Origin of the sequence: Paenibacillus solani, assembly GCF_001277345.1 — a bacterium.
Classification (GTDB): domain Bacteria; phylum Bacillota; class Bacilli; order Paenibacillales; family Paenibacillaceae; genus Paenibacillus_AQ; species Paenibacillus_AQ solani.
In genome coordinates, this window is the sequence record NZ_LIUT01000001.1 from 2,928,796 (window position 1) to 2,953,854 (window position 25,059).

Consider the following 25,059-nt stretch of genomic DNA (forward strand, 5'->3'; position numbering starts at 1 on the left):
CACGGTTAAGCTTTAGCGGTAAATGTTCCTGCTTGTACTTGCTCGTCATCAATTTGATGCTCATCAATCCAATCGTTCAACTCTTCAGTCAAGTTTGCAGCCAGTATGGCATCCTCGGAAGGTCGATCTTTCTCCTTAGAACGCTGCTGTGACTGCTGTTGTCCTGAACCCGGCTGACGACCTCCATCCTGATACAGGTTAGCATTTGATGCCTGGCTGCTCTGCGTGACTTCAATTCTCTCTACCTGAAGTCCCTGTGCATGTAAAGCGCTTCGGAGATGCGCCATCTGCTGGTCGATCAGTTCTTTGGCATCAGTGGATCTCGTCATAAACTGTGCGATCAACTGACCATTCTGCATCGTAAGCTTGATGTCGACTTGACCCAAATGCTCCGGATTCAGAGAGATTCTCGCTTCGGTAAATCCCGTTTGTTTCACAATTTCCATCTTATTAATAATGAACGTAGTCATTTCGTTGGAAAAGTTCTCAACTGGTACGGGCGGAGCAGCAGGTTTTACTGTTACTTGCGTTCCTGAACGCAGGGCAAGCTGACCGGCAGTAACCGTTCCTTGTCCCAATAATGCATCCCCTTCATTCATCCCAGACTCTGGTAAGGCACTATCAATGCTAGTAGCTGTCAATAACGTCCCTTTGGCATTCGCCGATCCTGTTGTTTCCGATGGAGCTGTTTGAGCTGTTTGGCTGGCAGCATTAGTGGTGCCTGTAGACTGCTGAGTCACTTCGGGTTGCTGGCGGTTTAACATGCTGCTGAACTTCGAGTCAGCTCTCCCCTCTCCCACCGTTGCTCCTTGACCCAGCAGGGTGTGGAACGATTGAACAAGCTGTTTGACAGCAGCCTCTGTATTGGAATCTACCTGTCCGGATTTCGATAACGCGGAAGCCAGTTGACTGATCGTATCCTGCACGACAAAGCGAATGGTTTCCGAACTGGAGGCTAGCAGCGGCATCTCATTTTCGATTATGTCTCCTTGAGGTTGGGGGACAGCTTCGCTTAAAAGGATGTTAGCTTGAGCCAGCCAACTTTGAATCTCCTGAAGCAAGGCTGGATCCTCAATCAGTGCCTGGTCCATGGTATCAAGCTCCTGCAATATACCTTGGACCAGTTCCATCAAGCCATCGAGCGACTCATCGATTTCCGTCGATTGCTGCGCAATCATGGACACCAGCTTTGCAGCAACTTCCGTTGGAATGATTGTAGTACTACTCCCGCCGCTGTTCATCTGGTAAGCCAAAGCTGAATCGAAAGTAGCACCGGCTACCGTTTGACCAGCAGCGCTTGTCTTCCCGCTTGCTGAAGAGCTGCTCACAGAAGGAGTCATGTTTTGTACGGTCATTGTCATCGTCTTATTTCACCTCCTTTCCTCGAGGGTGGAGATTCATTACCGGAGCTTATTTAGACCCCATCAGGCGATTCAATATCTTCGCTGCCAGCTCCGCGTCTTTCGAGGACATCGCATTTAAAATGCGTGAACGTGTAGCGTCATCCACCGTATTGAGAATAGTCATGGTCTTGGCAGGACTAATCTTATAAGTTTGCATCAGCAGATCGGCAGCATTACTCGGAGTCATTCCTGCAAAGGTCTGATTCAGCTGATTCTTATCCAAGTTATTGGATGTCTTCTTCTCGGCTTCAGCTACTTCATTCTTCTTAAGTCTGGATTGCAGCGCCGCTATCGCCATATTTTCGGAAGTTTCAGCATCCTTCAGCTTCATCGTAACGTCTGCTGCTACCTTTGGATCCATCTTCTGAAGGATGGCCACCCGGTTGCCGCTCTTCATCTGGCTGAGCATAAGCACCATTTCTTCCTGCGTAAGATTCTGCATGATAGGCGCTGCTTTGCTTGGACTCATATCTGCATAGAGCTTGGACAATTCACGAATCTGCTTGGTGTATGCATCTTCCTCTTCTATCTCATTGCTTTGGGCTGTACTTTGCATCGTCTCAACTTGAGTTTCCAGCTCTTTTACTTTTTTTTCCTGGGTTGCTTTTTGCTCAGTTACTTCATTTAATGTTTCTTCACTTTCGGCTAGCTGCTTCTTAAGCTCAACAATTGTAGCCTCTGCGCTTTCTTCCTGCTGCTTCGCTTTCTTCAGCTTCTGCTCTTCCGGTGTCAGCACTGGATCCGGAACCCAATTCTTGACAATCGGGATTTTGTTGGCCACATCAATCAGACCATCGCGAACATCGGCTCTAAAAAATACAGCAAGGGCTCCTAGCAAAACAATCGTGAATATTGCAGGTATTAATATCAGTAATACTCGTTCAAATCCTCCACCGGATTCTTCCTTCTCTAGCGGCGTTTCTTTTCTTGCCACATTCATTCCTCCTTCGCGGTCATAACCCACCGATGTCGATGTTTCCTAACCTAAGCGGGCATTGATCGCAAAACGTACCGTCGCCATTTCGTCCAGCTCGTTTTGTTCCCGAAGGAGACTTTCATGCCGGAACTTTTCTTGGGATTTATCTCTTGCTTTGAGCCAAACCTTTTCATCTAGCATTTTGTCGGACAACACTTTTTTCTTCTTCGTCACATTGACATGAGCGAGCCGTATATCATCCCTTTTTCGCTCAATGCATTCTTCCAGATGTTCTGCGTATACCTGAATATTGCGGATCTCAGAAATCGGGACGCATCTTGATGCGGCTTCCTGCTGAGCGTGATACATTTGGTCCCTCATCTCGTACAGCTCATTCAGACTCTTCTCTTCCGCCTGCAGATGCCCAATCGCGCTTGAGAGCATCCATTCGGCCTGCGTCTTTTCAGTGCTCTTCAGGTCTACGATTTTCTGGAATGCATATTGAAATTTCATTTTTCAAAGTCATCTCCTTGAAAACTCGGAAATCAAACGTTTCTGGACCTCATCCAATGTGGTCTTCTCATTCACCTTTTGCTTCGTAAAATCCCATATCCGCCCGATATATTCTATCGATTCATCAATATCGGCATTGGAGCCCTCTTGATAAGCCCCTATATTAATCAAATCTTCTGAATCCTTGTAAATGGCCATGAGTCGTTTCACATTCTCGGAAGCATCAATTTGATCCTCTGGAGAAATATCCTTCATGACCCGACTGATGCTGGCCAGCACATCAATCGCTGGAAAATGTCCCTTGTTCGCAATATTCCGATTCAAAACGATGTGTCCATCCAGAATCCCCCTGACCGCATCGGCGATCGGTTCATTCATGTCGTCTCCGTCAACCAATACGGTGTAAAAAGCGGTAATCGAGCCTGTCGGCCCTGTTCCTGCACGTTCCAACAGTTTGGGAAGACTTGCAAATACCGATGGAGTATAACCGCGCATGGCTGGTGGTTCCCCCACAGCGAGCCCCACTTCACGCTGAGCCATTGCATACCGGGTAACCGAATCCATCATCAGCATCACATTTAAACCACGGTCCCTGAAATACTCGGCAATAGTCGTGGCGATCAATGCTCCCTTAATACGGATAAGAGCGGGTTGATCTGAAGTAGCAACAATCACAACAGACCGCTTCAATCCTTCAGGACCCAAGTCTCGCTCTATGAAGTCCAACACTTCTCGACCACGTTCCCCGATCAACGCAATCACATTGACATCCGCTGAAGTATTCCGGGCAATCATCCCCATCAAGGTGCTCTTACCGACACCAGATCCAGCGAATATGCCAACCCGCTGGCCTTTACCGATGGAGAGCAAGCCGTCAATCGCTCGAACGCCAATACTGATCGGTTCTTGGACCCGCGGCCGATTGAGCGGGTTTTGCGGTATGTTGTGGGTGGAGTAATGCGGCATTCGTGCAGGAATGATTGATCCATCTAGTGGTTGTCCCAATCCGTCCAACACTTTACCAAGCAGTTCCGACCCCACCTGTACGCTAAGCGGTTTGCCTGTTCCGACTACATCGCAACCTGGGCCGATGGAGTGAAGCTCGCCAAGCGGCATTAGCAGCACTTTATTGTCTCTGAAACCGACGACCTCTGCTTTGAGCGGCGCGGATTGCTTCGTGGGATAGATGTAGCACACATCGCCTATGCTGGCATCCGGCCCCTCGGATTCAACCATCAGTCCAATAACCTGCGTCACCTTGCCATTGATGCGAACCGGGTCTATATGTTTCAGATAATCCAAATACCGTGCGCTATTCAGCTTCTTCATCGTGATTTCTCCGCTCCTCGTCATCCAGGGCGAACCGCACCAGTTCTTTCTTGATCTCCGAAAGCTGTGTATCGATTCGGGCGTCTACGCTTCCGAACGATGACCGGATAACGCAGCCGCGATCCTTCACTGTAGAATCCGGCAGAATTTGAAGCTCTGCCTGAGAGTCGATCGATAATCCAAGCTCTTCTCGGGCCGCATTTACAAATTCGAATTGCTCAGGTGCAACACAGAGGGAGATAGTTCCCTTTTCCCTTTTGCGTGAAAGATTCTTCCGAATCAGCTCCAGCGTAAACTCTGGCTCTATGGCAAGCTGGTGATCCAATATTTTCTCAGCTATATTGCAGCTTAGCTCTACCAAGAACGGTTCTGCTTCTTGTATCAGATCTTCCTTAGTTTGATGAGCCAGTTGAAGTAACTCGCTAGCTTGGTGCGTCGCTTGTTCCATCAATTCCTTCATCTCAAGCTCTGCCTTAGCTGAACCTTCAGCGTATCCCTGGCTGTATCCCTCCATCTTGAGCGTTTCTGCCAGGTCCTCGTCCTGAAGCCTTTGTTCTGTCCACCATGCTTCAATCTGTTGTTTGGCTTCTGTCAGCAGACGTTCCGCCTCTTCCGAAGCCTCCCGAATTTGTCTTTCAGCGAATTCCTGTGCATCCTGTAAAATTTCAGCCTTTAGGCGTTCTGCTTCAGCCAGTGTCTGGATGGCAGCCGGCTCGGCAGCCGGTGGAATGTATTCCTCCTCCATCTCCTCGGTTGGTGAAGCATAACGGCGTGCAAGATCCAACTCTTTCAACACATCCATTGATTTATAGTGGGACGATTTGATCAAGTTAGACAATGATGTCATCTCCTCCGCCACGTGCGATAATGACCTCGCCCGCTTCTTCGAGTCTTCGGATCGTGCTCACAATCCGAGTTTGAGCTTCCTCCACATCACGCAGCCGCACCGGGCCCATATACTCCATTTCCTCACGGAAGGTTTCAGCCATACGCTTGGACATATTGCGGAAAATAACATCCCGTACTTCTTCGCTTGCCACCTTGAGCGCAAGCTGCAAATCGGCATTCTCGACATCGCGGATAATGCGCTGAATCGAACGATTGTCCACATTGACGATATCTTCGAATACGAACATCCGCTTTTTGATTTCTTCGGCGAGCTCCGGATCTTGGATCTCAAGCGAGTCGAGTATCGTGCGTTCCGTGCCGCGGTCGACGCCGTTCAGAATTTGAACGATGGATTCAATGCCGCCGGCACTAGTGTAATCCTGTGTAACCGTCGCCGACAGTTTCTGTTCGAGCACGCGTTCCACCTGGGCGATGACTTCCGGTGAAGTACTGTCCATGACTGCGACCCTACGAGCCACTTCGGCCTGCTTCTCTTGCGGAAGCGATGATAGAATTGCGGATGCCTGCTCGTATTGGAGATAGGATAAGACGAGCGCAATAGTTTGTGCATTCTCATTCTGAATAAAGTTCAAGATTTGGCTCGGGTCAGCTTTGCGAGCAAAGTCAAACGGCCTTACTTGAAGCGTTGCCGTCAGCCTATTGATCACTTCCATTGCTTTTTGCTGTCCAAGCGCCTTTTCGAGAATTTCTTTAGCGTAATTGATACCGCCTTGCGAGATGTACTCTTGGGCCAGACAAATCTGATGGAACTCCTGAATAATGCTATCTTTTTCTTCGCTGTCGACTTTGCGAACATTCGCAATCTCCAGCGTTAATTGTTCAATCTCTTCATCCCGGAGATGTTTAAATATTTGAGCAGACACTTCAGGGCCAAGCGTAATGAGCAGTATAGCCGCTTTCTGACGTCCGCTTAACATTTGGTTATTTCCCTTAGCCACGCTTCCACCTCTATTCCTCAGCTAGCCATGTGCGAAGTAAATTCACGAATTCATCTGGCTTTTTCTTCGCCAAGGTTTCGAGTTGTTTACGAACCTGGCTTTCATTGGTCACACTCTCGAGATTAATCGATGGGAATTCCGTCACAGGCGGAAGCTCAATGTCATCTTCATACTCTTCCTGCTGCTGTCTCCGTTTGCGGATGAAGAAAAAGGCTCCTCCGGCAATCAATGCCAATGCCGCTATCCCAATCCCCCATAAAACGGGCTGTGAAAATACAGTTTTAGGTTTTTCATCGGTATCCACATTAAATACTTGCGAAATTACCGAAACTTTTTTGGACAGATCAGCGTCTGTATAAGTAGTATCAGAATCCGAAAGCGACGCTCTTACGATGTTTACTAGAATGTTCTGTATAGCCGTTCTTGTAGCGTCATCTATACTTTGTTGTCCAGCGGGTGGTTCAACCGAGACATTAATGGTTAAATCTTTAACAGTGTATGGACTTGCGATTATATCCCTCGTGATTCGGTTTACCTCGTAGTTGACTGTTTTGGATAGCTCTTCCGAATTAGTCTCACCACTTCCAGAATCGCTTGGATATCCCGGAACGGCCTCTTCGCCTACTCCGGCAACGCCACCGGAAGGAGTGCCAGTTCCTGAATAGTTCTTCTGAATTTCCTGAACACTGAGCTCGATTCCCTTCATTTCTTCCTCATCTACAGGGGTCACGATATTTTCCTTGCTTTGCATCTGATCGAAGTTCAGCTTGGAAACAACGAGAACATTGACTTTATTGGAACCCATGTATTGTGAGAGGAATTGCTGTACATTTTGTCTGACTTCGTTGTCAAACTTTTTTTGAAGGGCGAAGTTTTCTTCAACCTTGCCAAGTAGTCCGCCTTGACCGCCTTTAGCCGTAGCAATTAACTCGACCTCGTCATTGGTAATCGTAATATTCTCAATTGGCAGATTGGGAATCGCTGTCTTCACGAGGTTATAGTATCCATCGATGACCTCTTGATTAGGACGATAGCCTGGTTTAAATTGCACAACTACGGAAGCAGTAGCTTGATCTTCGTTTCCGTTTTTTGCAAACACACTTTCTTTGGGAAGGTTTAATAGAACCGTTGCATCTTGTACACCCTGCATCTTTTCGAGCAGTCGTTCAACTTCCCCATTGAGTGCATTTACATATTTTACTTCGAATTCTTTATCAGTCATTCCGATAGCTGAAGCATTCTGCTCAAAGGTCTCGAACCCAATTGTACCGTTCTGTACAAGCCCTTGAGAGCCCACATCAATCTGAACCCTTGCTGCGTTCGTGCTTGGCACCAGGATGCTTCTTCCATCATCGCTTAATTTATAAGGAATACCTTGGGTCTCCAAGTGGTTAATGATCCCTGCAGCGTCACTGGAGTTCAAATCTCTAAATGCTACATCGTATTTCGTCTTAGAGAATTGCATCGTTAATACGATTAGAGCAATCAGTACGAATGCTACAGTAGCGATTAACATAATTTTTTGCTTATTGCTGAACTGGTTCCAATATTGGGTGATTTTTTCCCGGTATTGGATCATTCTCTCGTTCACATTGTCACCCCATCCGAAACTTTGCTAGAAACAATTAGATTTGCGTGCGCATGATCTCTTGATAGGCTTCTACCACTTTGTTTCGGACCTGTGTCGTGAGTTGAATACTCAACAGAGCCTGTTGGGCGGATATCATCGCCTGATCTACGTTTACTTGTCCAATCATTAACTTGTCACTCATCATATGAGCGTTCTGTTCCTGTGCCGCAACAGAGTTTAATGCTTCACTCAAGTAAGAACCAAAATCGCGGATCGATTCGGAAGGAGTCGCTCCATTTTTTACTTGCTCCTGCACTTGAAGTGGCTGTATGCCCTGGACGCTGAACATAGCATTTTGAATCATAACTCTACCTCCTAAAATAGTACCCGCTATGTAATTTCTCTATTATCTTCCAATCTCCAAAGCCTTCATGAGCATGGCTTTTGAAGCGTTGATCGCTGTAACGTTAGCTTCATAAGAACGGGTAGCTGCAAGCATATCTACCATTTCTTTGGTTATATCCACGTTAGGCATAAGAACATAACCTTCCGTGTTCGCATCAGGATGCGTGGGGTTATATACCTGTTTTAACGGAGCCTGATCCTCCCGTATCTCTGCCACCTTTACCCCTCGCCCTGCCGTCTGACCGTTCATCTGGGCTCTAAGAAGTCCTTCAAATGATTCCTGCTGCGGTTGAAATACAACGGTCTTGCGGCGATAAGGAACAGCCTGACCGTTCTCAATCCGAGCACGGGTAGTTTCTGCATTGGCGATATTGGAAGAGATGACATCCATTCGAAGCCGCTGTGCAGTGAGGGCTGATGCATTAATGCTGAAGCTATTGCTAATATTCATTATTTTTATCTCCCTTCAACAGCTGTACGCATCATTCGAATCTGCTCGTTTACAGCTTGTATGTATGAGTTATAACGAAGCTGATTCTCTGCTAGAAGCGACATCTCCCTATCTGCATCGACATTATTATCGTTGTTATTCATGGAACTATTGCCATCCTTCATAATCGAAGCCTCAGGAATTTTCCCCATTGGACCAATAACAAAATGTCTAGGATCCGTTCTTCTTCCCCGAAGCGAAAGCTGAGCCCCATCCATTTCTTGTTTCAGAAGACTCTCAAAGGATACCTCGGATCTTTTAAAATGAGGAGTATCCACGTTGGCGATATTGTTTGCAATCACATTGTTTCTGAGATTCGCAGCATCCAAACCGCTTTGAAGCCGTTGAAAAGAACTGTTATTCAACAGATTCACTAGCTCATTCCTCCTGACTAGACTATGCAAGAAAAGATATTCCACTCTTCCTAGCAAAATCCTCTTTTTTCGACAAATGATATAATCCGTACGTACTAACCTAGGTCTTAAGTAGAAAAAGACAACATGATGTCACATAAACTAAGTTTCTTAAAGTTTGGGACTTTTTACAATAAGAAAAAAGCCCTATCTTTTACCAAAAAGAAGGGCTTTATATCCATTTTTATTCGGTTTTTTTCTATATTATTGCAAATCATACCACTAATTCTGTAAAATTTACTCGATTTCATCCAATGTATAGGTCCTGGTGCGACCCATGGCACACTAGGAATTTGCGAAACCCTGCCCGATTTTTCCCAAGATGTGAAAGTAATTCGACAATATGCTCCCGGAAATTGTTCGCACCTCTCGACAATTATCCTCTTTCGCCTACCGTGCAGATAGACCTATCCGCCTGTTATATGCAGGCCACTACAGAATATATTGACTCAGGTCCCGGTCTTGGGCAATGCCTGAGAGCTTCTCCTTCACATACTGCGGCGTAATCACCATACGCTCCAAAGTTAGTTCCGGCGCCTCAAAGGACAGGTCTTCGAGCAGCTTCTCTAATATCGTATGAAGTCTTCGTGCACCGATATTCTCCGTATTCTGATTAACCGATGCCGCGATCTGGGCAATCTCGCGAATGGCCTCAGGTGAAAATTCTACCTCGAGATCTTCCGTACGCAGCAGATTGACGTACTGCTTGGTAAGCGCATTTTTGGGCTCGGTCAGAATGGATACAAAATCATCCAGCGACAAGCTGCTCAGCTCTACCCGAATTGGAAAGCGGCCCTGGAGCTCAGGAATCAAATCTGACGGCTTCGCAATATGAAAAGCTCCTGCGGCAATAAACAAGACAAAGTCTGTTTTGACAGGTCCATATTTCGTCATAATCGTAGAACCTTCCACAATTGGCAATATATCACGCTGTACGCCTTCCCTGGATACATCCGGCCCCGATTGGCGTCCCTGGCTGGCAACCTTATCGATCTCATCAATAAAAATAATACCGGATTGCTCAGCACGAGAAATGGACTCCTGAATCACATCGTCCATATCAATCAGTTTGCCCGCTTCCTCTTGGATGAGCACTTTTCTCGCTTCCTTGACGGACAACTTACGGCGCTTCGTTCGTTTTGGCATCAAGTTGCCAAACATCTCCTGCATGTTCATTCCCATCTGATCATTGCCCTGACCAGCAAACATATCAAACATGTTCGGAGCAGCATCCTCAACATCAATCTCGATCATGTCATCTTCAAGCTTGCCTGCCAGCAAATTAAAACGCACCTGTCTCCGTTTCTCTTTGAGGCTGGCATCCTTCTCGCCCGCATCTTCATCATCTTCTCGGCTAGAATCATTGTTGGCGCCGCCAAACAGCATTTCAAAAGGATTACGCTGACTCTTCTGTCCTTTGGCTGAAGGTGCCAACAACTGAACGATCCGCTCGTTCGCCATTTCCTCAGCTTTATCCTTTACCTTCTCTGTACGCTCCAGCTTTACCATCCGTATAGCGGTCTCTACCAGGTCGCGCACCATGGATTCTACATCACGTCCCACATAGCCAACCTCGGTAAACTTCGTCGCTTCCACCTTCACAAATGGAGCATGGACCAGCTTGGCAAGCCTTCTTGCAATCTCCGTCTTACCGACACCCGTAGGACCGATCATCAGAATGTTCTTGGGTACGATTTCATCACGCTCGTCATCCGTCAGCAAACTTCGGCGATAGCGGTTCCGAAGTGCTACCGCTACGGACTTCTTGGCTTCTTTCTGGCCTACAATGTACTTATCCAGCTCGGATACGATTTGTCTAGGCGTCATCGATTCTCTACTCATCGCGAATACCTCCAACTCTGATATGGCTTATTTTGCTGCAGGGCATTCTTACAGTTCTTCTACTATTATATTGCTATTCGTATAAACACAAACCTCAGAAGCAATCTGGAGCGCTTCTCTGGCTATGTCCTTCGCTTCCATGTGCCCGGCATGACGCTTCAGCGCACGACCTGCTGACAAGGCAAAATTGCCGCCTGAACCAATGGCCAGCACATCATCATCCGGCTCAATGATTTCTCCGCCGCCGGAAATCAGCAGCATACCTGTCTTATCCATTACAATCATCAAGGCTTCAAGTTTGCGCAGGACTCGATCTTGGCGCCAATCCTTTGCCAGTTCGACAGCAGCCCGCTGCAAGTTGCCATGATGCTCCTCCAGCTTGCCTTCGAATTTTTCAAATAACGTAATTGCATCCGCCACAGAACCGGCAAAACCGGCGACAACTTGTCCCCGGTAAAGACGGCGCACTTTCTTGGCGGTCTGCTTCATGACTACACTCTCCCCGAATGTGACCTGTCCATCACCAGCAATGGCTGCTTGGCCATTATGCCGAACTGCACATATCGTAGTGGCATGAAAAGTCATTTCCATGATGCAAGACCTCCCTGAGAAAATAAGTTTAGATTGTATTCAGTTCATTATCGCTTATAAATACTCTCACTCTATCAAGAGCTCGGTTAGCGAGCGCTTCATTCTTCTCCTTCTTGTTGCGAATCCGTTTCTCCAGGCTTGGCAGAAGTCCAAAGTTCGCATTCATCGGCTGGAAGTTCTCAGGATCAGCATGGGTTATGTAGTAAGCCATGCTTCCGATGGCGGATTCTTGTGGGAAGACGATGCCCTCCTGTCCAAGAGCCGCGCGTGCCGCATTGATGCCGGCTATCAGTCCAGAGGCCGCGGATTCGACATAACCCTCAACGCCGGTCATTTGCCCTGCTAGATATAGATTAGGCCGGGTTTTCACTTGATAGGTCTGTTCCAGCAATCTCGGTGAATTAACAAACGTATTGCGGTGCATGACACCATAACGAACAATTTCAGCGTTCTCAAGACCAGGAATCATAGAAATGATCCGTTTCTGCTCGCCCCACTTCAAATGAGTCTGGAATCCGACAAGGTTATAAAGTGTTCCTGCTGCGTTATCTTGACGGAGCTGCACGACTGCATGAGGCAGCTTGCCTGTATGCGGGTTCACTAGTCCTACGGGCTTCATCGGGCCAAACAACGCTGTTTGCTTGCCACGCTGCATCATAATCTCGATCGGCATGCAGCCTTCGAAATAAATCTCCTTCTCGAATTCTTTGAGTTCTGCGACTTCTGCATGAATAAGGGCATCATAGAAGGCGTCAAACTCTTCTTCCGTCATAGGGCAATTCAGATAAGCGGCTTCACCCTTATCGTACCGCGAGGCAAGATAAACCTTGCTCATATCGATGGAATCCTTTTCCACGATCGGTGCAGCTGCATCGTAAAAATAGAAATAATCCTCGCCCATCAGCTCACGGATTTGTGCAGATAATGCCGGAGAAGTCAGCGGACCTGTAGCAATGACAACAATGCCTTCTTCAGGTATATGCTGGATTTCCTCATTTACAACCTCAATTAATGGATGTTGGTGCAGTGTTTCCGTTATCTCCCCAGAAAAACCGTCACGATCAACGGCTAGTGCCCCGCCCGCCGGAACGGCATTGCGGTCTGCAGATCCGATGACGAGTGAATTCAACATCCGCATCTCTTCCTTCAATACACCAACGGCATTCGTCAAGCCGTTCGCCCGAAGCGAATTACTGCATACAAGCTCTGCGAACTTGTCCGTATGATGCGCCGGTGTTTTTACAACCGGTCGCATCTCATATAGTGTAACGGGTACGCCATGGCTCGCAATCTGCCAGGCAGCTTCACTGCCCGCAAGACCTGCCCCGATAACCGTAACCCGCTGTGATTGTGATTCAGTCAATGTCTTTACCCCCTGTATGCCTTACAAATCTGCTGTTTCGTCCTGTTCCTCGACCATCTCGGAATAATCACAAGAAGTACATTGGAGCTTGATACCTTGCTTGCTTTTTTTCTCTACCATTAAACTGCTGCAGTTTGGACACGGCTTCGTTGACGGTTTATCCCATGATACAAAGTCACATTCAGGATAACGATCACACCCAAAGAAGACGCGCCCCTTCTTGCTGCGGCGTTCCACGACATGCCCTTCCTTGCATTTCGGGCAAGCCACCCCTATATCTTTTATGATCGGCTTCGTATTTCGGCATTCCGGAAATCCTGAGCATGCAAGAAATTTGCCGAAACGTCCCAGTTTATAAACCAAGTGCTTGCCACATTTTTCGCAGATCTCGTCGGAAACCTCATCTTCAATTTCAATTTCCTTCATTTCTTCTTCTGCTACTTCAAGCCGCTTCTCAAAAGATTCATAGAACTCTGCCAATACTTTGACCCAATCTTCAGAGCCTTCCTCCACATGGTCCAGATCCTCTTCCATGTTTGCCGTAAATTCAACGTTAAGAATCTCCGGGAAAAACTGCTCCATCTGTTCGATGACAAGCTCCCCTAGCTCGGTTGGCATGAACTTCTTCTCTTCGATGGCAACGTAGCCTCTTTTCTGGATGGTCTCCAGCGTAGGTGCATACGTACTAGGACGCCCAATTCCGAGTTCCTCCAGAGTCCGAACAAGACGCGCTTCCGTATACCGCGGAGGCGGCTGCGTAAAGTGCTGCTTCGGTTCGATCTCCTTCTTCTCAAGGATGTCACCCGTATGAAGCTCTGGCAGGTACTTGTCTTCCTCTGTCGTTCCGTCATCGTTGCCTTCGACGTAGACTTTCATGAATCCTGGAAAACGAACCTTCGAACCTGTCGCCCGGAAAACCGTCTTACCAGCTGTGGTATCCACGGAAAGTGTATCCAGTACAGCTGAGGACATCTGGCTCGCCACAAACCGTTCCCAAACCAGTTTGTACAGGCGAAGCTGGTCACGACTCATATACGGCTTCACAGATTCAGGATCTCTCATTACGGAAGTCGGGCGAATCGCTTCATGCGCATCTTGCGCATTGGCTGCTTTTTTCGAATATTGTCTTGGACTCTCCGGCACGAACGGATCTCCGTACTTCTCTGTAATGTATCCTTTTGCTTCCTCTTGCGCTGTACCGGAAATACGGGTGGAATCGGTACGCATATAGGTGATTAAACCTACAGTGCCTTCCTTGCCAAGCTCGACACCCTCGTATAATTGCTGCGCGACCGACATGGTCTTGGCAGCACGGAAACCAAGCTTGCGCGCAGCTTCCTGCTGCAAGGAACTCGTCGTGAATGGCGGTGAAGGGTGCCGCTGACGTTCTCGTTCTTTGACCTCGCCAACCTGAAAGGCAGCATCCTTGATCAATTCGAGAATTTCATTGACTTCCTCTTCATTCGTCAGTTCCTTCTTCGCGCCATTCAACTGGGTGAACTTGGCTTCAAATGCAGAACCGTTTACGGCCAGCTTGGCTGTGATGGTCCAATATTCTTCTGGTATAAAAGCGCTGATCTCGTTCTCACGATCGAGAATAATCTTCACAGCTACCGATTGAACACGGCCAGCGGAGAGACCCTTTTTCACTTTCTTCCATAATAGTGGACTAATCTTGTAACCAACCAAACGGTCCAGGATACGTCTGGCTTGCTGCGCATTTACGAGATCCATGTTGATTTTGCGCGGCGTCTTGAAGGCATCCTTCACAGCCGTTTTTGTTATTTCATTAAATACAACCCGCAGGCTTTGAGTATTATCCAGCTCCAGCGCATGCGCAAGATGCCATGCAATAGCTTCCCCTTCGCGATCAGGGTCAGCTGCGAGGTACACTTTTTTCACCTTTTTGCTAGCATCCTTAAGTTCCTTTAAGACAGAACCTTTTCCGCGGATCGTAATGTATTTCGGATTGAAGTCATTTTCCACCTCAACCCCGATCTGGCTCTTCGGCAAATCGCGAACATGACCCATCGAAGCCTTCACGATATACTTGCTGCCGAGATATTTGCCAATCGTTTTCGCCTTAGCAGGCGACTCTACGATGACGAGTGAATCCGCCACAGGTTCATCCTCCTCTCCAACATTCAAACTTTCCCATTATATGACCTTATATATAGCACCGGGTAATTGGGTAATCTGCTTTTTTATGATTAAAGATAACAGAACTGAATGCAAATGTCCAAAATCCCACTGGGTACGCTCGATCATCTCATCAAGCGAACCGTGCCCCTGTTCGAGCATATGGTATATTTGCCGTTCATCATTTGTCAACCCGACAATATGATCCGGATGCTCTTGACGAGGAACCCGCCGCTCCTTATTGTATGTATCCGAAGCCCTCTTTGGCAACCATGAATCATATTCTTCTATTATATCCCTTGCTTCTGTTACCATCTTGGCGCCTTGCTTAATGAGGTCAAGAGTCCCTCTGCTCTTCGGGGAAGTAATAGGCCCCGGCACGGAAAACACGTCCCTTCCAGCCTCCAAGGCCAGATCCGTTGTGATTAATGAGCCGCTCCGGGCGTCCGCTTCAACCACCACAGTACCCAGCGTAAGTCCTGCAATGATCCGGTTTCTTTGCGGAAAGAATCCAGGCAGCGCATTTGTACCAGGCGGATACTCGGAAATGATCAGTCCTTTAGCAGCGATTTCTTCATATAGCGATCGGTTCTCCGGTGGGTATATGACATCGATTCCAGCTCCAAGTACCGCCAAGGTCTTCCCGCCGCTTCGCAAAGCGGTCTCATGAACTACACTATCAATGCCTTTGGCCATTCCGCTAACGACTGCAAGCCCTGACTGTGCCAGTTCTTCCGCTAGCATGGCAGCAATCTTCCTACCGTAAGCCGTTGGCACCCTTGTGCCAACCATGGCAATCCCCGGCAACTCTAGCAGCTGGAGGTCACCAATGCAGTACAATACCCAAGGGGCTTGGGGCGATGATCTTAATGTATCAGGATAGACTTTATCAAGGGCTGTTATAATACGGACTTTCGCGCGATTTGTCAATTTCCAGTTACCTTCTGATTTCGCTGGGTGCCTGTATTCTTTCTCATTCGACAGTTCGACACTTTTCTTCTCGACAAGTAAAGGGAAGTTCCTCGTCAACTTATTTGCTCTTTCGACAGATAAGCCAAGAGCCCTCCAATCATTCATATCATACAACAGCAGGCCTTCATGCAGCCCACCGGTCATCATAATCCGGTTGATTGTCTTCCATCCAATACCTTCACTTTCGTGCAACGCAATCAGCAGAATATTGTCTATCTTCATAAGGTGACCTCCTTAAAATATAAAATCAACAACAAAAAAGCAACCCTTTATTCCCTTGGATGGAAATAAAAGGTTGCCTACCTTAAGTTATATTCATGGATTAAGCCTGTTATCGCACTACAATGAAAGCCTTAGTGAGTCGTACATGACTCCAGAAGGCCTTTCTCTTCAAGCACGCTTACCAGGGTTGATCCCATTTCAGCTGGCGTAGGAGCTACTTTGATGCCACAAGCTTCAAGTACGGAGATTTTTTCCTTGGCCGTACCTTTACCACCTGAAATAATGGCACCCGCATGGCCCATACGTTTCCCTGGAGGCGCCGTTGCACCGCCAATGAAGCCCACGACCGGCTTGGTCATGTTCGCTTTGATCCACTCCGCCGCTTCTTCTTCAGCTGTACCGCCGATTTCACCAATCATGATAACCGCTTTGGTATTCGGATCTTCATTAAACAGTTTCAAGACATCGATAAACTCCATCCCTTTGACCGGGTCCCCGCCGATTCCAACGGCAGAGGATTGACCGATGCCGCGGGCTGTTAGCTGGTGAACAGCCTCATAAGTCAGGGTACCACTGCGGGATACAACGCCGACATGTCCTGGCGTGTGGATGTAGCCCGGCATAATGCCGATTTTACATTCGCCCGGCGTGATGACACCTGGACAGTTAGGCCCGATCAGACGCGTTTTTTTACCTTCCAAATAACGGGATACTTTCACCATATCCAGTACCGGGATGCCTTCCGTGATGCAAATAACCAGTTCCATCTCAGCATCAATAGCTTCAAGAATGGAATCAGCTGCAAAAGCAGGCGGCACATAAATAACGCTTGCCGTCGCACCTGTTTTGGCTTTCGCTTCCTCAACGGTATTGTAAACCGGCAATTTGACGGTATCGCCGTTCTCCAGCGTAATTTCTACTTCAGTTCCACCTTTGCCGGGTGAAGTTCCGCCGACCATTTGTGTACCGTAATCAAGGGCACCTTTTGCATGGAACAGGGCTGTTTTGCCTGTAATCCCTTGTGTGATAACTTTTGTATTCTTATCGATCAAAATACTCACGATTGATTCACATCCCCTATTGTTATTTGAAAATGAAAGCAACCGCACGGCAGAGCTCTATGACTCATCGTGCCATGCCTCTTCAGGAATGAAATATTACTGAACGAGGGAGACGATCTTCTGTGCTCCGTCGGCCATGGAATCAGCAGGCACGATGTTCAGACCCGACTCAGCCAGAATTTGCTTGCCAAGGTCCACGTTCGTTCCTTCCAAACGTACAACAAGCGGACGTGTTAAGCCCAGCTGTTTCGCTGCTTCGACAACACCGGTAGCAATAACGTCACAACGCATAATACCGCCGAAAATGTTAACGAAGATTCCTTTTACCTGAGGATCGGACAAAATAATCTTGAAGGCTTCTGTTACCTTCTCTGTTGTTGCACCGCCCCCAACATCAAGGAAGTTAGCCGGGTCGCCGCCGTAATATTTGATGATATCCATCGTAGCCATAGCAAGACCGGCACCGTTAACCATGCAGCCGATATTGCCATCGAGAGCTATGTAACTCAAGTCGTATTTGGATGCTTCGATTTCCTTCTCATCCTCTTCATCCAAGTCGCGCAGTTCAAGGATGTCTTTATGACGGAACAACGCATTGGAATCAAAGTTTAGTTTCGCATCAAGAGCCATGACGTTTCCGTCACCTGTTACGACAAGCGGATTGATTTCGGCGATAGAGCAATCCTTCTCCACGAATGCCTTATACAAGGCCAGCATGAACTGAACAGCTTTACCTACCAATTCATTTGGGATATTGATCGAATATGCTAATTTCCGTGCTTGGAATGTTTGAAGTCCGATCGCCGGATCAACGACTTCCTTGAAAATCTTCTCAGGAGTTGCAGCTGCAACCTCTTCGATTTCAGTACCGCCTTCTTCAGACGCCATCATGACGACACGGCCTGTGGCACGGTCCACGACCACACCGATGTAATACTCTTTGCGGATATCGCAGCCCTCTTCAATAAGGAGACGCTTGACTTCCTTGCCTTCCGGGCCTGTTTGGTGAGTCACCAACACCTTGCCCAGAATTTCTTCGGCATAAGCACGAACCTCATCGAGGTTCTTGGCCACCTTAACACCGCCGGCTTTACCACGTCCACCTGCGTGGATCTGTGCCTTAACAACGGTTACGGGACTTCCCAAAGATTGTGCCGCTTCCACAGCTTCTTCTACCGTAAACGCTACTTTGCCGTTTGGAACGGCGACTCCATATTGCTTCAGTACTTGTTTTCCTTGATATTCATGGATATTCATTCTCGAATCCTCCTATCAACATGACTGGAACAAGGCTAGCTGACTTGGAACCAATCTATGAAAAGTTCTCATTGTCAACCTTTATATATTAAACCCAAGCTATTGTAACATGTTTTTAAAACGCTTACCTTAAAAAGTTCACAGTTTATCCAACTTATTTAGCATCGGTATGATTCCTTCCAGATATAAATTGGAATTATATGTAATTAAAATCTATTTTTTATTGATTAAACGAACCAAGCCGATAGCCCCTAAGACGACAGTGGCGATTCCCACAACTCCAGCAACAAGTGTGATGATAATATTCTCCCATAATATTTCCATCTTCATCCTCCTCTTATTTCTATTGAATTAAGAACATGATTTACTATTATACCATTATATCCCTTTTTCTGTGAGGTTTCCGGCCGATCTAATATAACAAATCACTTTATCCTTTATCTGCTATCCGTTAGAATGATTGAAGAACAAGTAAGCGTATTCATAAGGAGATTCAACATGAAATGGATTCATTCATTTTTTCCGCTGCATTCTTTATTCGTTAAAATGCTGGTTTATTTTCTCGTCGTGATCATCCTGCTGTCGTCCTACAATCTGTGGTCGATGACATTCTACTCTCGCAACGTGAACAACGAGATCATCAATTATAATTTGACCCTCATCCGAAACACCGTCGACAACTTTGAGAAGCAGTATTCAACCTGGAAAAGCCTACTGCTTAACCTCCAGCATAATGAGTTTGTTGGCAATATTAGCAGACAAGCGGATGCCGGCGGCAAAAGAGGCATCGATTATTTGCAGGTGGATATGGTGATGGACCAGATCAGGACCCTTGTAACCCAACCGTATTATCATTTGAACAATGTCATGATCTACTATCCAAAACACGCCTTCCTGCTTGAACGCGACGGAATTGTCAATGATGACCGGATGTTTAAGCATTATTACATCAACGATTCCTATCCATATGAGTTCTGGAAACAGGGCGACCATGCAAGCGGCGGCTTCCTTCATATGCTTCCGAGCAGTGTTTTCTCAATCGGGACAGAGAAAAGAGAAATGCTGTTGCTGCCGCTGATCACCGATGTGCAGGGCAGTTCCTATAACATCATAGCCTTCGTCAATATGAAAAGCTGGTATGAATCATATAAAGGAATGGCCGGTTCCCGGTTTCTGTTACAAGATCCGGAAGGAAATATGCTGTTTCAATCTTCCCCTGATCCTAAGTCCGAGCTACTGCCGGAGTGGGACGGTAAATCGGAGTGGATCATGCAGAAGGGGTCATACTATTTTTTCGAAAAAGGTGCCCGTTCGGGATTGACATACGTCTCTATTATTCCGCATAAGGAACTTAACCAGAGCATCAGCCGCATGAACTGGTTAGCCGTACTATTATTTGCAGCTACACTCCTGATAGGGACGGTGGCATCATGGGTCTTCTCCCGTAATATCAATCAGCCGCTTAAGAGAATGATAAGAGGATTGGGACAATCGGAGATGGAGCTGTATCAAGGCAGCATCGCTGAGTTCAGTGCCATATCCAACCATCTGAGAGGCTTGCAGCACGAACGCAAAACAATTAAGGAATGGATGGATCACACCAAGCCCTTACTGACCAGCTACCACTATCTTGCGCAGTTCAAGAACATTGCCATAGACACCTCCGCTTCCAAGGAGCTTTGGGTAGGCGAAGGAACGTTTATCGTCATTATATATCAGCTTCGTTACCGGCATATCCCGTCTCATCAGCTCGATGCATTGATGACCAGAGCAACCGGGAAGATCAAGGATATCATTACAATGCAGATCCAGGAAGTATTTCCTTTATCGCATACCCTTCAGATGGAGGGCAAGCAGATCCTGTCCATTGTGTATGCTCAAGATCGAGGCGATTTAAAGCAGTGTCTCCATCAACTCAAGCGTATCTTTGACCATGATCAAAGCACCTATTTAGTGAATATTGCCGTTTCGTCGGTCTTTCAGCAGACTTCGGAGTTTGATCAAGCATATGCCGAAGCCGCGTCTCTCCTGCTGCAAGCCATGCCGCTTGAAGAGACCCAGATCATATGGGAGAAGAAACACCAGGAGGATGTAACAGGGTTTACTGCCGAGCAGGAGCATGAGTTCTACGTGAATTTGCAGGCAGGCAACGAGAGCAGCTGTCAGACATTGATTGATCGTGCCCTGGAACGGCTGCAGCGGCAGGAGGCAACTGCAGAACAACTGTGCCACTTCGCTAAATCAGTATCTGTCCGCATGAGAAGAACGGTGGAACTGTTAAAAATCAATACCGAGGCATCTTCCGAAAACGATGAGAAGTTTGCTTACAGCGTAACTCCGGAGCAATATCGAGAAATTCTTTTGGACGAGCTCGCCCATGCAACCCAGGCCATCCGACTGAAACGGGAAGAACATTACGATATTATTCAATATGTCATTCATTATCTCGAGTCCCATTACGCAGAAGAAATCTCTCTGGAGCAGCTGGCTTCCAAGCTTAACATGTCGCCTACTTATTTATCCGGGTATATTAAAGAAAAAACAGGAAGTAATTTCAGCGACCAATTAAATGCCATTCGGATCGTAAAAGCGAAGGAACTTCTGGAAACGACAAATACGCCGATTCAAGAAGTAGGCAACCGGATCGGCTACCGCAATGTCACTTCCTTCATCCGCATGTTCAAAAAAATAACCGGCCAAACACCCGGCGATTATCGGAAGACCCATTCGTTCCGATCATAGCAGGTGAGCGGCCGGCCGCTTAACCTTTTACAGAGCCAATTAAAGCTCCTTTTACAAAATACTTTTGTATAAATGGATAAACAAGGAGGATCGGCAGGGTGGATACCATGATGGTAGCGAATTTCAATCCGTCTTCAATTACCACGATATCGCCTACAACCGGTCCTTCCGTTCCCGTAAATTGTCCAGACAACACGATATTTCTTAATATCACTTGCAGAGGCTGCATATCCGCATCCCGCAGATACAGCAGAGGACCCATGAAGTTATTCCACATGCCGACTGCGTAATACAATCCGATGGTGGCAAGGACCGGCTTGGAGAGCGGAAGCACAATCCGAAAGAAGATTCCGATCTCGGACAGACCATCGATTTTTCCCGATTCCTCGAGCTCCTGAGGCATGCCCATAAAAAACGTCCGCATAATGAGCAGATTCCATGTGCCAACAGCTCCAGGTAGCACCATGCCCCATATCGTGTTGACAAAACCAAGCTCCTTCACGACCAGAAACGTCGGAATCATCCCGCCATTAAAAAACATCGTGAAGACGATCATCATCAGGATGGGTTTGCCCAGGACCATCTTGGATTTGGACAGCGTATAGGCACCAAGTGCCGTGACCATCAGTGAAATAGCGGTTCCGAGGATAACATATATCAGCGTATTCTTATACCCTTTCAGTACCCGCCCGTCCTCGAATACATACTGATACATATCCAGATTGAAGCCCTTCGGCCAAAGCCACACTTCTCCTGAGGCGATAGCAGCGGAGTCGCTGAGCGATACAGCCAACATGTAAACAAAAGGGTATAAACATGCCACTACGATCCCAGACAGAATTACGGCATTCAATGCATCAAACCAATTCCATTTCTGTTTCATTACGTGCCTCCTCTACCAGATGCTGCTGCCACTGACTCGCCGGCTGAACCAATTTGCCGCGATGATGAAAATAAAGCTGATGATACCCGTGAACAGATCAATCGCCGTGGCGTAGCTGTAATTGCCTTGCGTTAAACCAACCCTGTATACGTAAGTCGATATAATATCTGCTGTTTCGTAAGTGGCTGGAGTTGCGAGCAGATAAACTTTTTCAAAACCAATCTCCAATATTTTTCCAATATCCAGTATCAATATAATCACAATCGCCGGTGCAATACCGGGAAGTGTAATATTCAGCGTTTGCTTCCAGCGGTTCGCCCCATCCATGCGCGCCGCTTCATACAATTGCGGATCGATGGCCGTTAAGGCAGCCAGGTAGATAATGGTCCCCCATCCGATATGCTGCCAAACATCTGTCGTAATATATATCGTTCTGAACCAGGAGGCTTCTACCAGAAAATTAATTCTGTCAAGTCCGATGACATTCAGCAACTGGTTGACGACACCGCCTGTCGGCGACAAGAACATGACTGCAATTCCTGCCACTACTACATTGGATATGAAATGCGGAAGATAACTGACCGTTTGGACAAACCGCTTCAGGAAGGATTTACTCACTTCATTAATGAGCAGAGCCAGGATGATCGGAGCCGGAAATCCGAATACCAGCTTATACAGACCGAGCAAAAATGTATTTCTAAGGACCGGCCAAAAATCCGGTGTATTAAAAAACATACTGAAATACTTAAACCCTACCCAATCACTTTCCGTTATCCCCTTAAAAAGGTTGTAATCCATAAAGGCAATGGAAACCCCGAATATAGGAACATACTTAAAAATGATGTAATACAGAGCACAGGGTAGAAGCAGCAACAGCAGATATTTATCCCGTTTTAACTTGTGTAAGAAACTCTGTTTCTGTGCTTGCACAAAACGTATCCTCCTTTTAACACTGAAATCCTTGTTAACCTGCGAGTTCCCGCCCTCTTACAGACCGGGTTCTGGCCTGTCATACACCAGGACCGGTCCGTTTGAGATAGCAGTTTATTCATTCTTCTAGCCACGAGTCGTGTGAATAATTAATTGCCTTCGTTCAAGAATTTTTGTGTTCGCTCATATGCACTTTGATGAACTTCCAATACCTTTTGCACACCAAGTTTGTTTACTTCTGAGACGTAGTTATCCCATTCATCCATCGATTTCTGTCCCAAAATAAACTTGGCAATCTGCTCTTCATGAAACTTCTTCACGGTTTCGCCAACCATACTCAGCACTTCATTCTCCTCATTGGTATAGGCGAGCCTTGGCTGTGGCTTGGTTTCATGGTCTGATACGATTTTCATCGCCGCTTGCATTTTTGGAGAATACATGGATTCATATGCCGTCATGTCCAATACGGTATGTGCTCCTACCGTTGCGATGCCCGTCTTGGTCCTCAAGTCGCCGAATTCTTTATAATCCTCGTTAAATTTACGGACGCCATTCTCAGTCGTGAAGGTCTCCCCTTCCTTGCCCCAGGTTGCCAGCTCAATGCCTTCAGGAGAATAGAGAAAGTCCATGTATTTCAGCAGCCGATCCCGCTCTTTGGAATTAGCCGCTACAGAAAAGCCGTCAGACTGTAATCCGGCAAACACATTCTGGGACTTGCCATCCGGCGTGCCGACCGGAGGAACCATATAATCCAGACTGAATTCTGAAGCCTTATCTCCCAGGACCAACGGGAGTTCATCCATGATGCCAATGTAGTCACTAGCGATGAAGGCTTTGTTCTGAAGCAGCAGATCATTAAACTGCTTGCGTTTATGCGCCATAAAGTCAGGTGCAACCAAGCCTTCTGTATAAAACTTGTTCATAAACTCAACCATCTTCTTGTAGTTGTCCTCGGTTGGACCGTAGCGCCACTCTTCCTTGTCGTAATCGTAATAATATCCACTGTTAGTGTTAAACCCAGGCGCCATGTTAATCAGGGGACTTAAGCCGTTAAACACCGCAATCGGGAAGCTGTCCGGATACAGCTCTTTCAGTTTCATGGCAACCGTATAGAGTTCGTCGTAAGTAGTCGGCGGTGTCAGATTATGTTTCTTAAAAATGTCGTCCCGATACAGCCAAGACCGCCTGGATTGCTGCTCAAGCCCATATAACGGCAAGAAATAATTTTTCCCCTCAGGAGACAGAATCGCTGCCTTCACTTCAGGATGTTCTTCGAGAAACTTCTTGTAGTTAGGCATCTGATCCAAGTGCTCAAAATAATCAACAAATGCGCCGCTGGCTCCATGTGTATTCGCTGCATTCAAGCTGTTAACCATCATAAGATCCGGAATCTCGCCAGAGGAGATCGCCAGGTTCATCGTCGTGGTGTAGTCGCTCATCACAGGTTGGACCTTGAAGGAGACACCCGTTTCTTCTTTTAAGAATTTATAAATTGGCCAGTTCTCTTTATAGGGCCAGTTTGTATGCGAGAAGGTCATCATTTGTAATGTGATTTCCTTCCCTAAGGCAGCGCTTTCATAATTACCCTCTTTTGCTTCATTTTCTTTAGAACAGCCACCGAGTAGTGTTCCGATCATGATGGTCGTCAATGCCACCATCCCCATCTTGCGTTTCCAAATCTTCATGCAACCCTCTCCCTTATATCTTGTAATGTAAACACCAATCCACATCGTGCATATTGGCGTTTGTGATTATGATTCTACTTGCAAGATCTGTCTGTTGCCTACTCACATTCCTTCCCGTTATTGCCCTGACCTATGATTATGAAAAAGTGGCAATGATCTGAAATGAGGTATATTCACCCCTGTAATCCCGCATGTATACTGGGTTTTTGGCTAACGGATTATGACGATTAGAGCATATCGAAGGTTTCTGTTTGATCTAGCCCATACAAGCTACCCTGATAACACCAGAGCTCAAACCTAACAGGCTGCCATCGGTGGAGGTACGCCTACCGTAAGCGAATCTATTGTTATCGAGCGATTGGCGTAACAAATAGCTCTATCTTTCGTACAAAAAAGGAACCCATAGGAGTGATATTATCCCCTTTGAGTAGACAAGTGCTAAACAAGAGCACTAAAGTTTACTTGGAGGGGATTTTCTCATGGGTG

At 46.9% G+C, this 25,059-nt stretch carries 21 protein-coding genes; 1 reads left to right on the forward strand and 20 read right to left on the reverse strand.

The annotated features are described in order from the left end of the window. Positions 1-5 precede the first annotated feature (5 nt). The 17 genes from AM231_RS13235 to sucC form a co-directional block, all read right to left on the reverse strand. Complete coding sequence (locus AM231_RS13235; RefSeq protein ID WP_054402964.1) at positions 6-1,361, reverse strand: flagellar hook-length control protein FliK; 1,356 nt, start codon at positions 1,359-1,361, stop codon at positions 6-8. 49 nt (positions 1,362-1,410) lie between these two features. Next, a complete protein-coding gene (locus AM231_RS13240; protein ID WP_082341705.1) occupies positions 1,411-2,343 on the reverse strand; it encodes a MotE family protein in 933 nt (310 codons plus the stop codon). Positions 2,344-2,382: 39 nt separating this feature from the next. After that, the gene (fliJ, locus tag AM231_RS13245) at positions 2,383-2,832 is read right to left on the reverse strand and encodes a flagellar export protein FliJ (protein WP_053492634.1); all 450 of its coding nucleotides are present in this window, start codon (positions 2,830-2,832) and stop codon (positions 2,383-2,385) included. Between the two features lie 9 nt (positions 2,833-2,841). Further along, entirely contained in the window at positions 2,842-4,161 is a 1,320-nt protein-coding gene (gene fliI, locus AM231_RS13250) for a flagellar protein export ATPase FliI (RefSeq protein WP_054402965.1), read from the reverse strand. Next, the gene (locus AM231_RS13255; RefSeq protein WP_054402966.1) at positions 4,145-4,999 is read right to left on the reverse strand and encodes a FliH/SctL family protein; all 855 of its coding nucleotides are present in this window, start codon (positions 4,997-4,999) and stop codon (positions 4,145-4,147) included. Before AM231_RS13255 ends, fliI begins: the two co-directional genes overlap by 17 nt. Continuing rightward, entirely contained in the window at positions 4,992-6,008 is a 1,017-nt protein-coding gene (gene fliG, locus AM231_RS13260; RefSeq protein ID WP_053492631.1) for a flagellar motor switch protein FliG, read from the reverse strand. The genes AM231_RS13255 and fliG overlap by 8 nt, the downstream gene beginning before the upstream one ends. 10 nt (positions 6,009-6,018) lie before the next feature. After that, positions 6,019-7,599, reverse strand: coding sequence for a flagellar basal-body MS-ring/collar protein FliF (fliF, locus tag AM231_RS13265; RefSeq protein WP_053492630.1), 1,581 nt, complete (start codon positions 7,597-7,599; stop codon positions 6,019-6,021). A gap of 34 nt (positions 7,600-7,633) precedes the next feature. Beyond that, on the reverse strand, positions 7,634-7,942 hold the full coding sequence (gene fliE, locus AM231_RS13270; RefSeq protein ID WP_053492629.1) for a flagellar hook-basal body complex protein FliE: 309 nt from the start codon (positions 7,940-7,942) through the stop codon (positions 7,634-7,636). A 42-nt stretch (positions 7,943-7,984) separates the two neighbouring features. Next, entirely contained in the window at positions 7,985-8,434 is a 450-nt protein-coding gene (flgC, locus tag AM231_RS13275; RefSeq protein ID WP_054402967.1) for a flagellar basal body rod protein FlgC, read from the reverse strand. A 5-nt stretch (positions 8,435-8,439) separates the two neighbouring features. Continuing rightward, positions 8,440-8,847 carry a flagellar basal body rod protein FlgB gene (gene flgB, locus AM231_RS13280; RefSeq protein ID WP_053492627.1) on the reverse strand — a complete coding sequence of 136 codons (408 nt, stop codon included), beginning with the start codon at positions 8,845-8,847 and terminating at the stop codon, positions 8,440-8,442. 471 nt (positions 8,848-9,318) lie between these two features. Beyond that, the gene (gene hslU, locus AM231_RS13285) at positions 9,319-10,728 is read right to left on the reverse strand and encodes an ATP-dependent protease ATPase subunit HslU (RefSeq protein ID WP_053492626.1); all 1,410 of its coding nucleotides are present in this window, start codon (positions 10,726-10,728) and stop codon (positions 9,319-9,321) included. Positions 10,729-10,776: 48 nt separating this feature from the next. After that, positions 10,777-11,319 carry an ATP-dependent protease subunit HslV gene (gene hslV, locus AM231_RS13290; protein WP_053492625.1) on the reverse strand — a complete coding sequence of 181 codons (543 nt, stop codon included), beginning with the start codon at positions 11,317-11,319 and terminating at the stop codon, positions 10,777-10,779. Between the two features lie 28 nt (positions 11,320-11,347). After that, the gene (trmFO, locus tag AM231_RS13295) at positions 11,348-12,682 is read right to left on the reverse strand and encodes an FADH(2)-oxidizing methylenetetrahydrofolate--tRNA-(uracil(54)-C(5))-methyltransferase TrmFO (RefSeq protein WP_053492624.1); all 1,335 of its coding nucleotides are present in this window, start codon (positions 12,680-12,682) and stop codon (positions 11,348-11,350) included. 21 nt (positions 12,683-12,703) lie between these two features. Then, positions 12,704-14,803: a type I DNA topoisomerase gene (gene topA, locus AM231_RS13300; protein WP_054402968.1), complete on the reverse strand. Its 2,100-nt coding sequence runs from the start codon at positions 14,801-14,803 to the stop codon at positions 12,704-12,706. 36 nt (positions 14,804-14,839) lie between these two features. Continuing rightward, the gene (gene dprA, locus AM231_RS13305) at positions 14,840-16,015 is read right to left on the reverse strand and encodes a DNA-processing protein DprA (RefSeq protein WP_054402969.1); all 1,176 of its coding nucleotides are present in this window, start codon (positions 16,013-16,015) and stop codon (positions 14,840-14,842) included. A 131-nt stretch (positions 16,016-16,146) separates the two neighbouring features. After that, positions 16,147-17,076, reverse strand: a complete 930-nt coding sequence (gene sucD / locus AM231_RS13310) for a succinate--CoA ligase subunit alpha (protein ID WP_053492621.1) — start codon at positions 17,074-17,076, stop codon at positions 16,147-16,149. Positions 17,077-17,172: 96 nt separating this feature from the next. Then, positions 17,173-18,333 carry an ADP-forming succinate--CoA ligase subunit beta gene (gene sucC / locus AM231_RS13315; protein ID WP_009594712.1) on the reverse strand — a complete coding sequence of 387 codons (1,161 nt, stop codon included), beginning with the start codon at positions 18,331-18,333 and terminating at the stop codon, positions 17,173-17,175. 498 nt (positions 18,334-18,831) lie between these two features. On the opposite strand from sucC, the gene AM231_RS13320 reads away from it, so the two are divergent. Beyond that, positions 18,832-21,075, forward strand: coding sequence for a helix-turn-helix domain-containing protein (locus AM231_RS13320; protein WP_054402970.1), 2,244 nt, complete (start codon positions 18,832-18,834; stop codon positions 21,073-21,075). A gap of 19 nt (positions 21,076-21,094) precedes the next feature. On the opposite strand, the gene AM231_RS13325 is transcribed toward AM231_RS13320, so the two are convergent. From AM231_RS13325 to AM231_RS13335, 3 genes are all read right to left on the reverse strand, one after another. Further along, complete coding sequence (locus AM231_RS13325; RefSeq protein ID WP_054402971.1) at positions 21,095-21,958, reverse strand: carbohydrate ABC transporter permease; 864 nt, start codon at positions 21,956-21,958, stop codon at positions 21,095-21,097. Positions 21,959-21,970: 12 nt separating this feature from the next. Continuing rightward, positions 21,971-22,888 carry an ABC transporter permease gene (locus tag AM231_RS13330; RefSeq protein ID WP_053492617.1) on the reverse strand — a complete coding sequence of 306 codons (918 nt, stop codon included), beginning with the start codon at positions 22,886-22,888 and terminating at the stop codon, positions 21,971-21,973. A gap of 149 nt (positions 22,889-23,037) precedes the next feature. Next, positions 23,038-24,573, reverse strand: a complete 1,536-nt coding sequence (locus tag AM231_RS13335) for an ABC transporter substrate-binding protein (protein WP_054402972.1) — start codon at positions 24,571-24,573, stop codon at positions 23,038-23,040. Between the last annotated feature and the right edge of the window lie 486 nt (positions 24,574-25,059).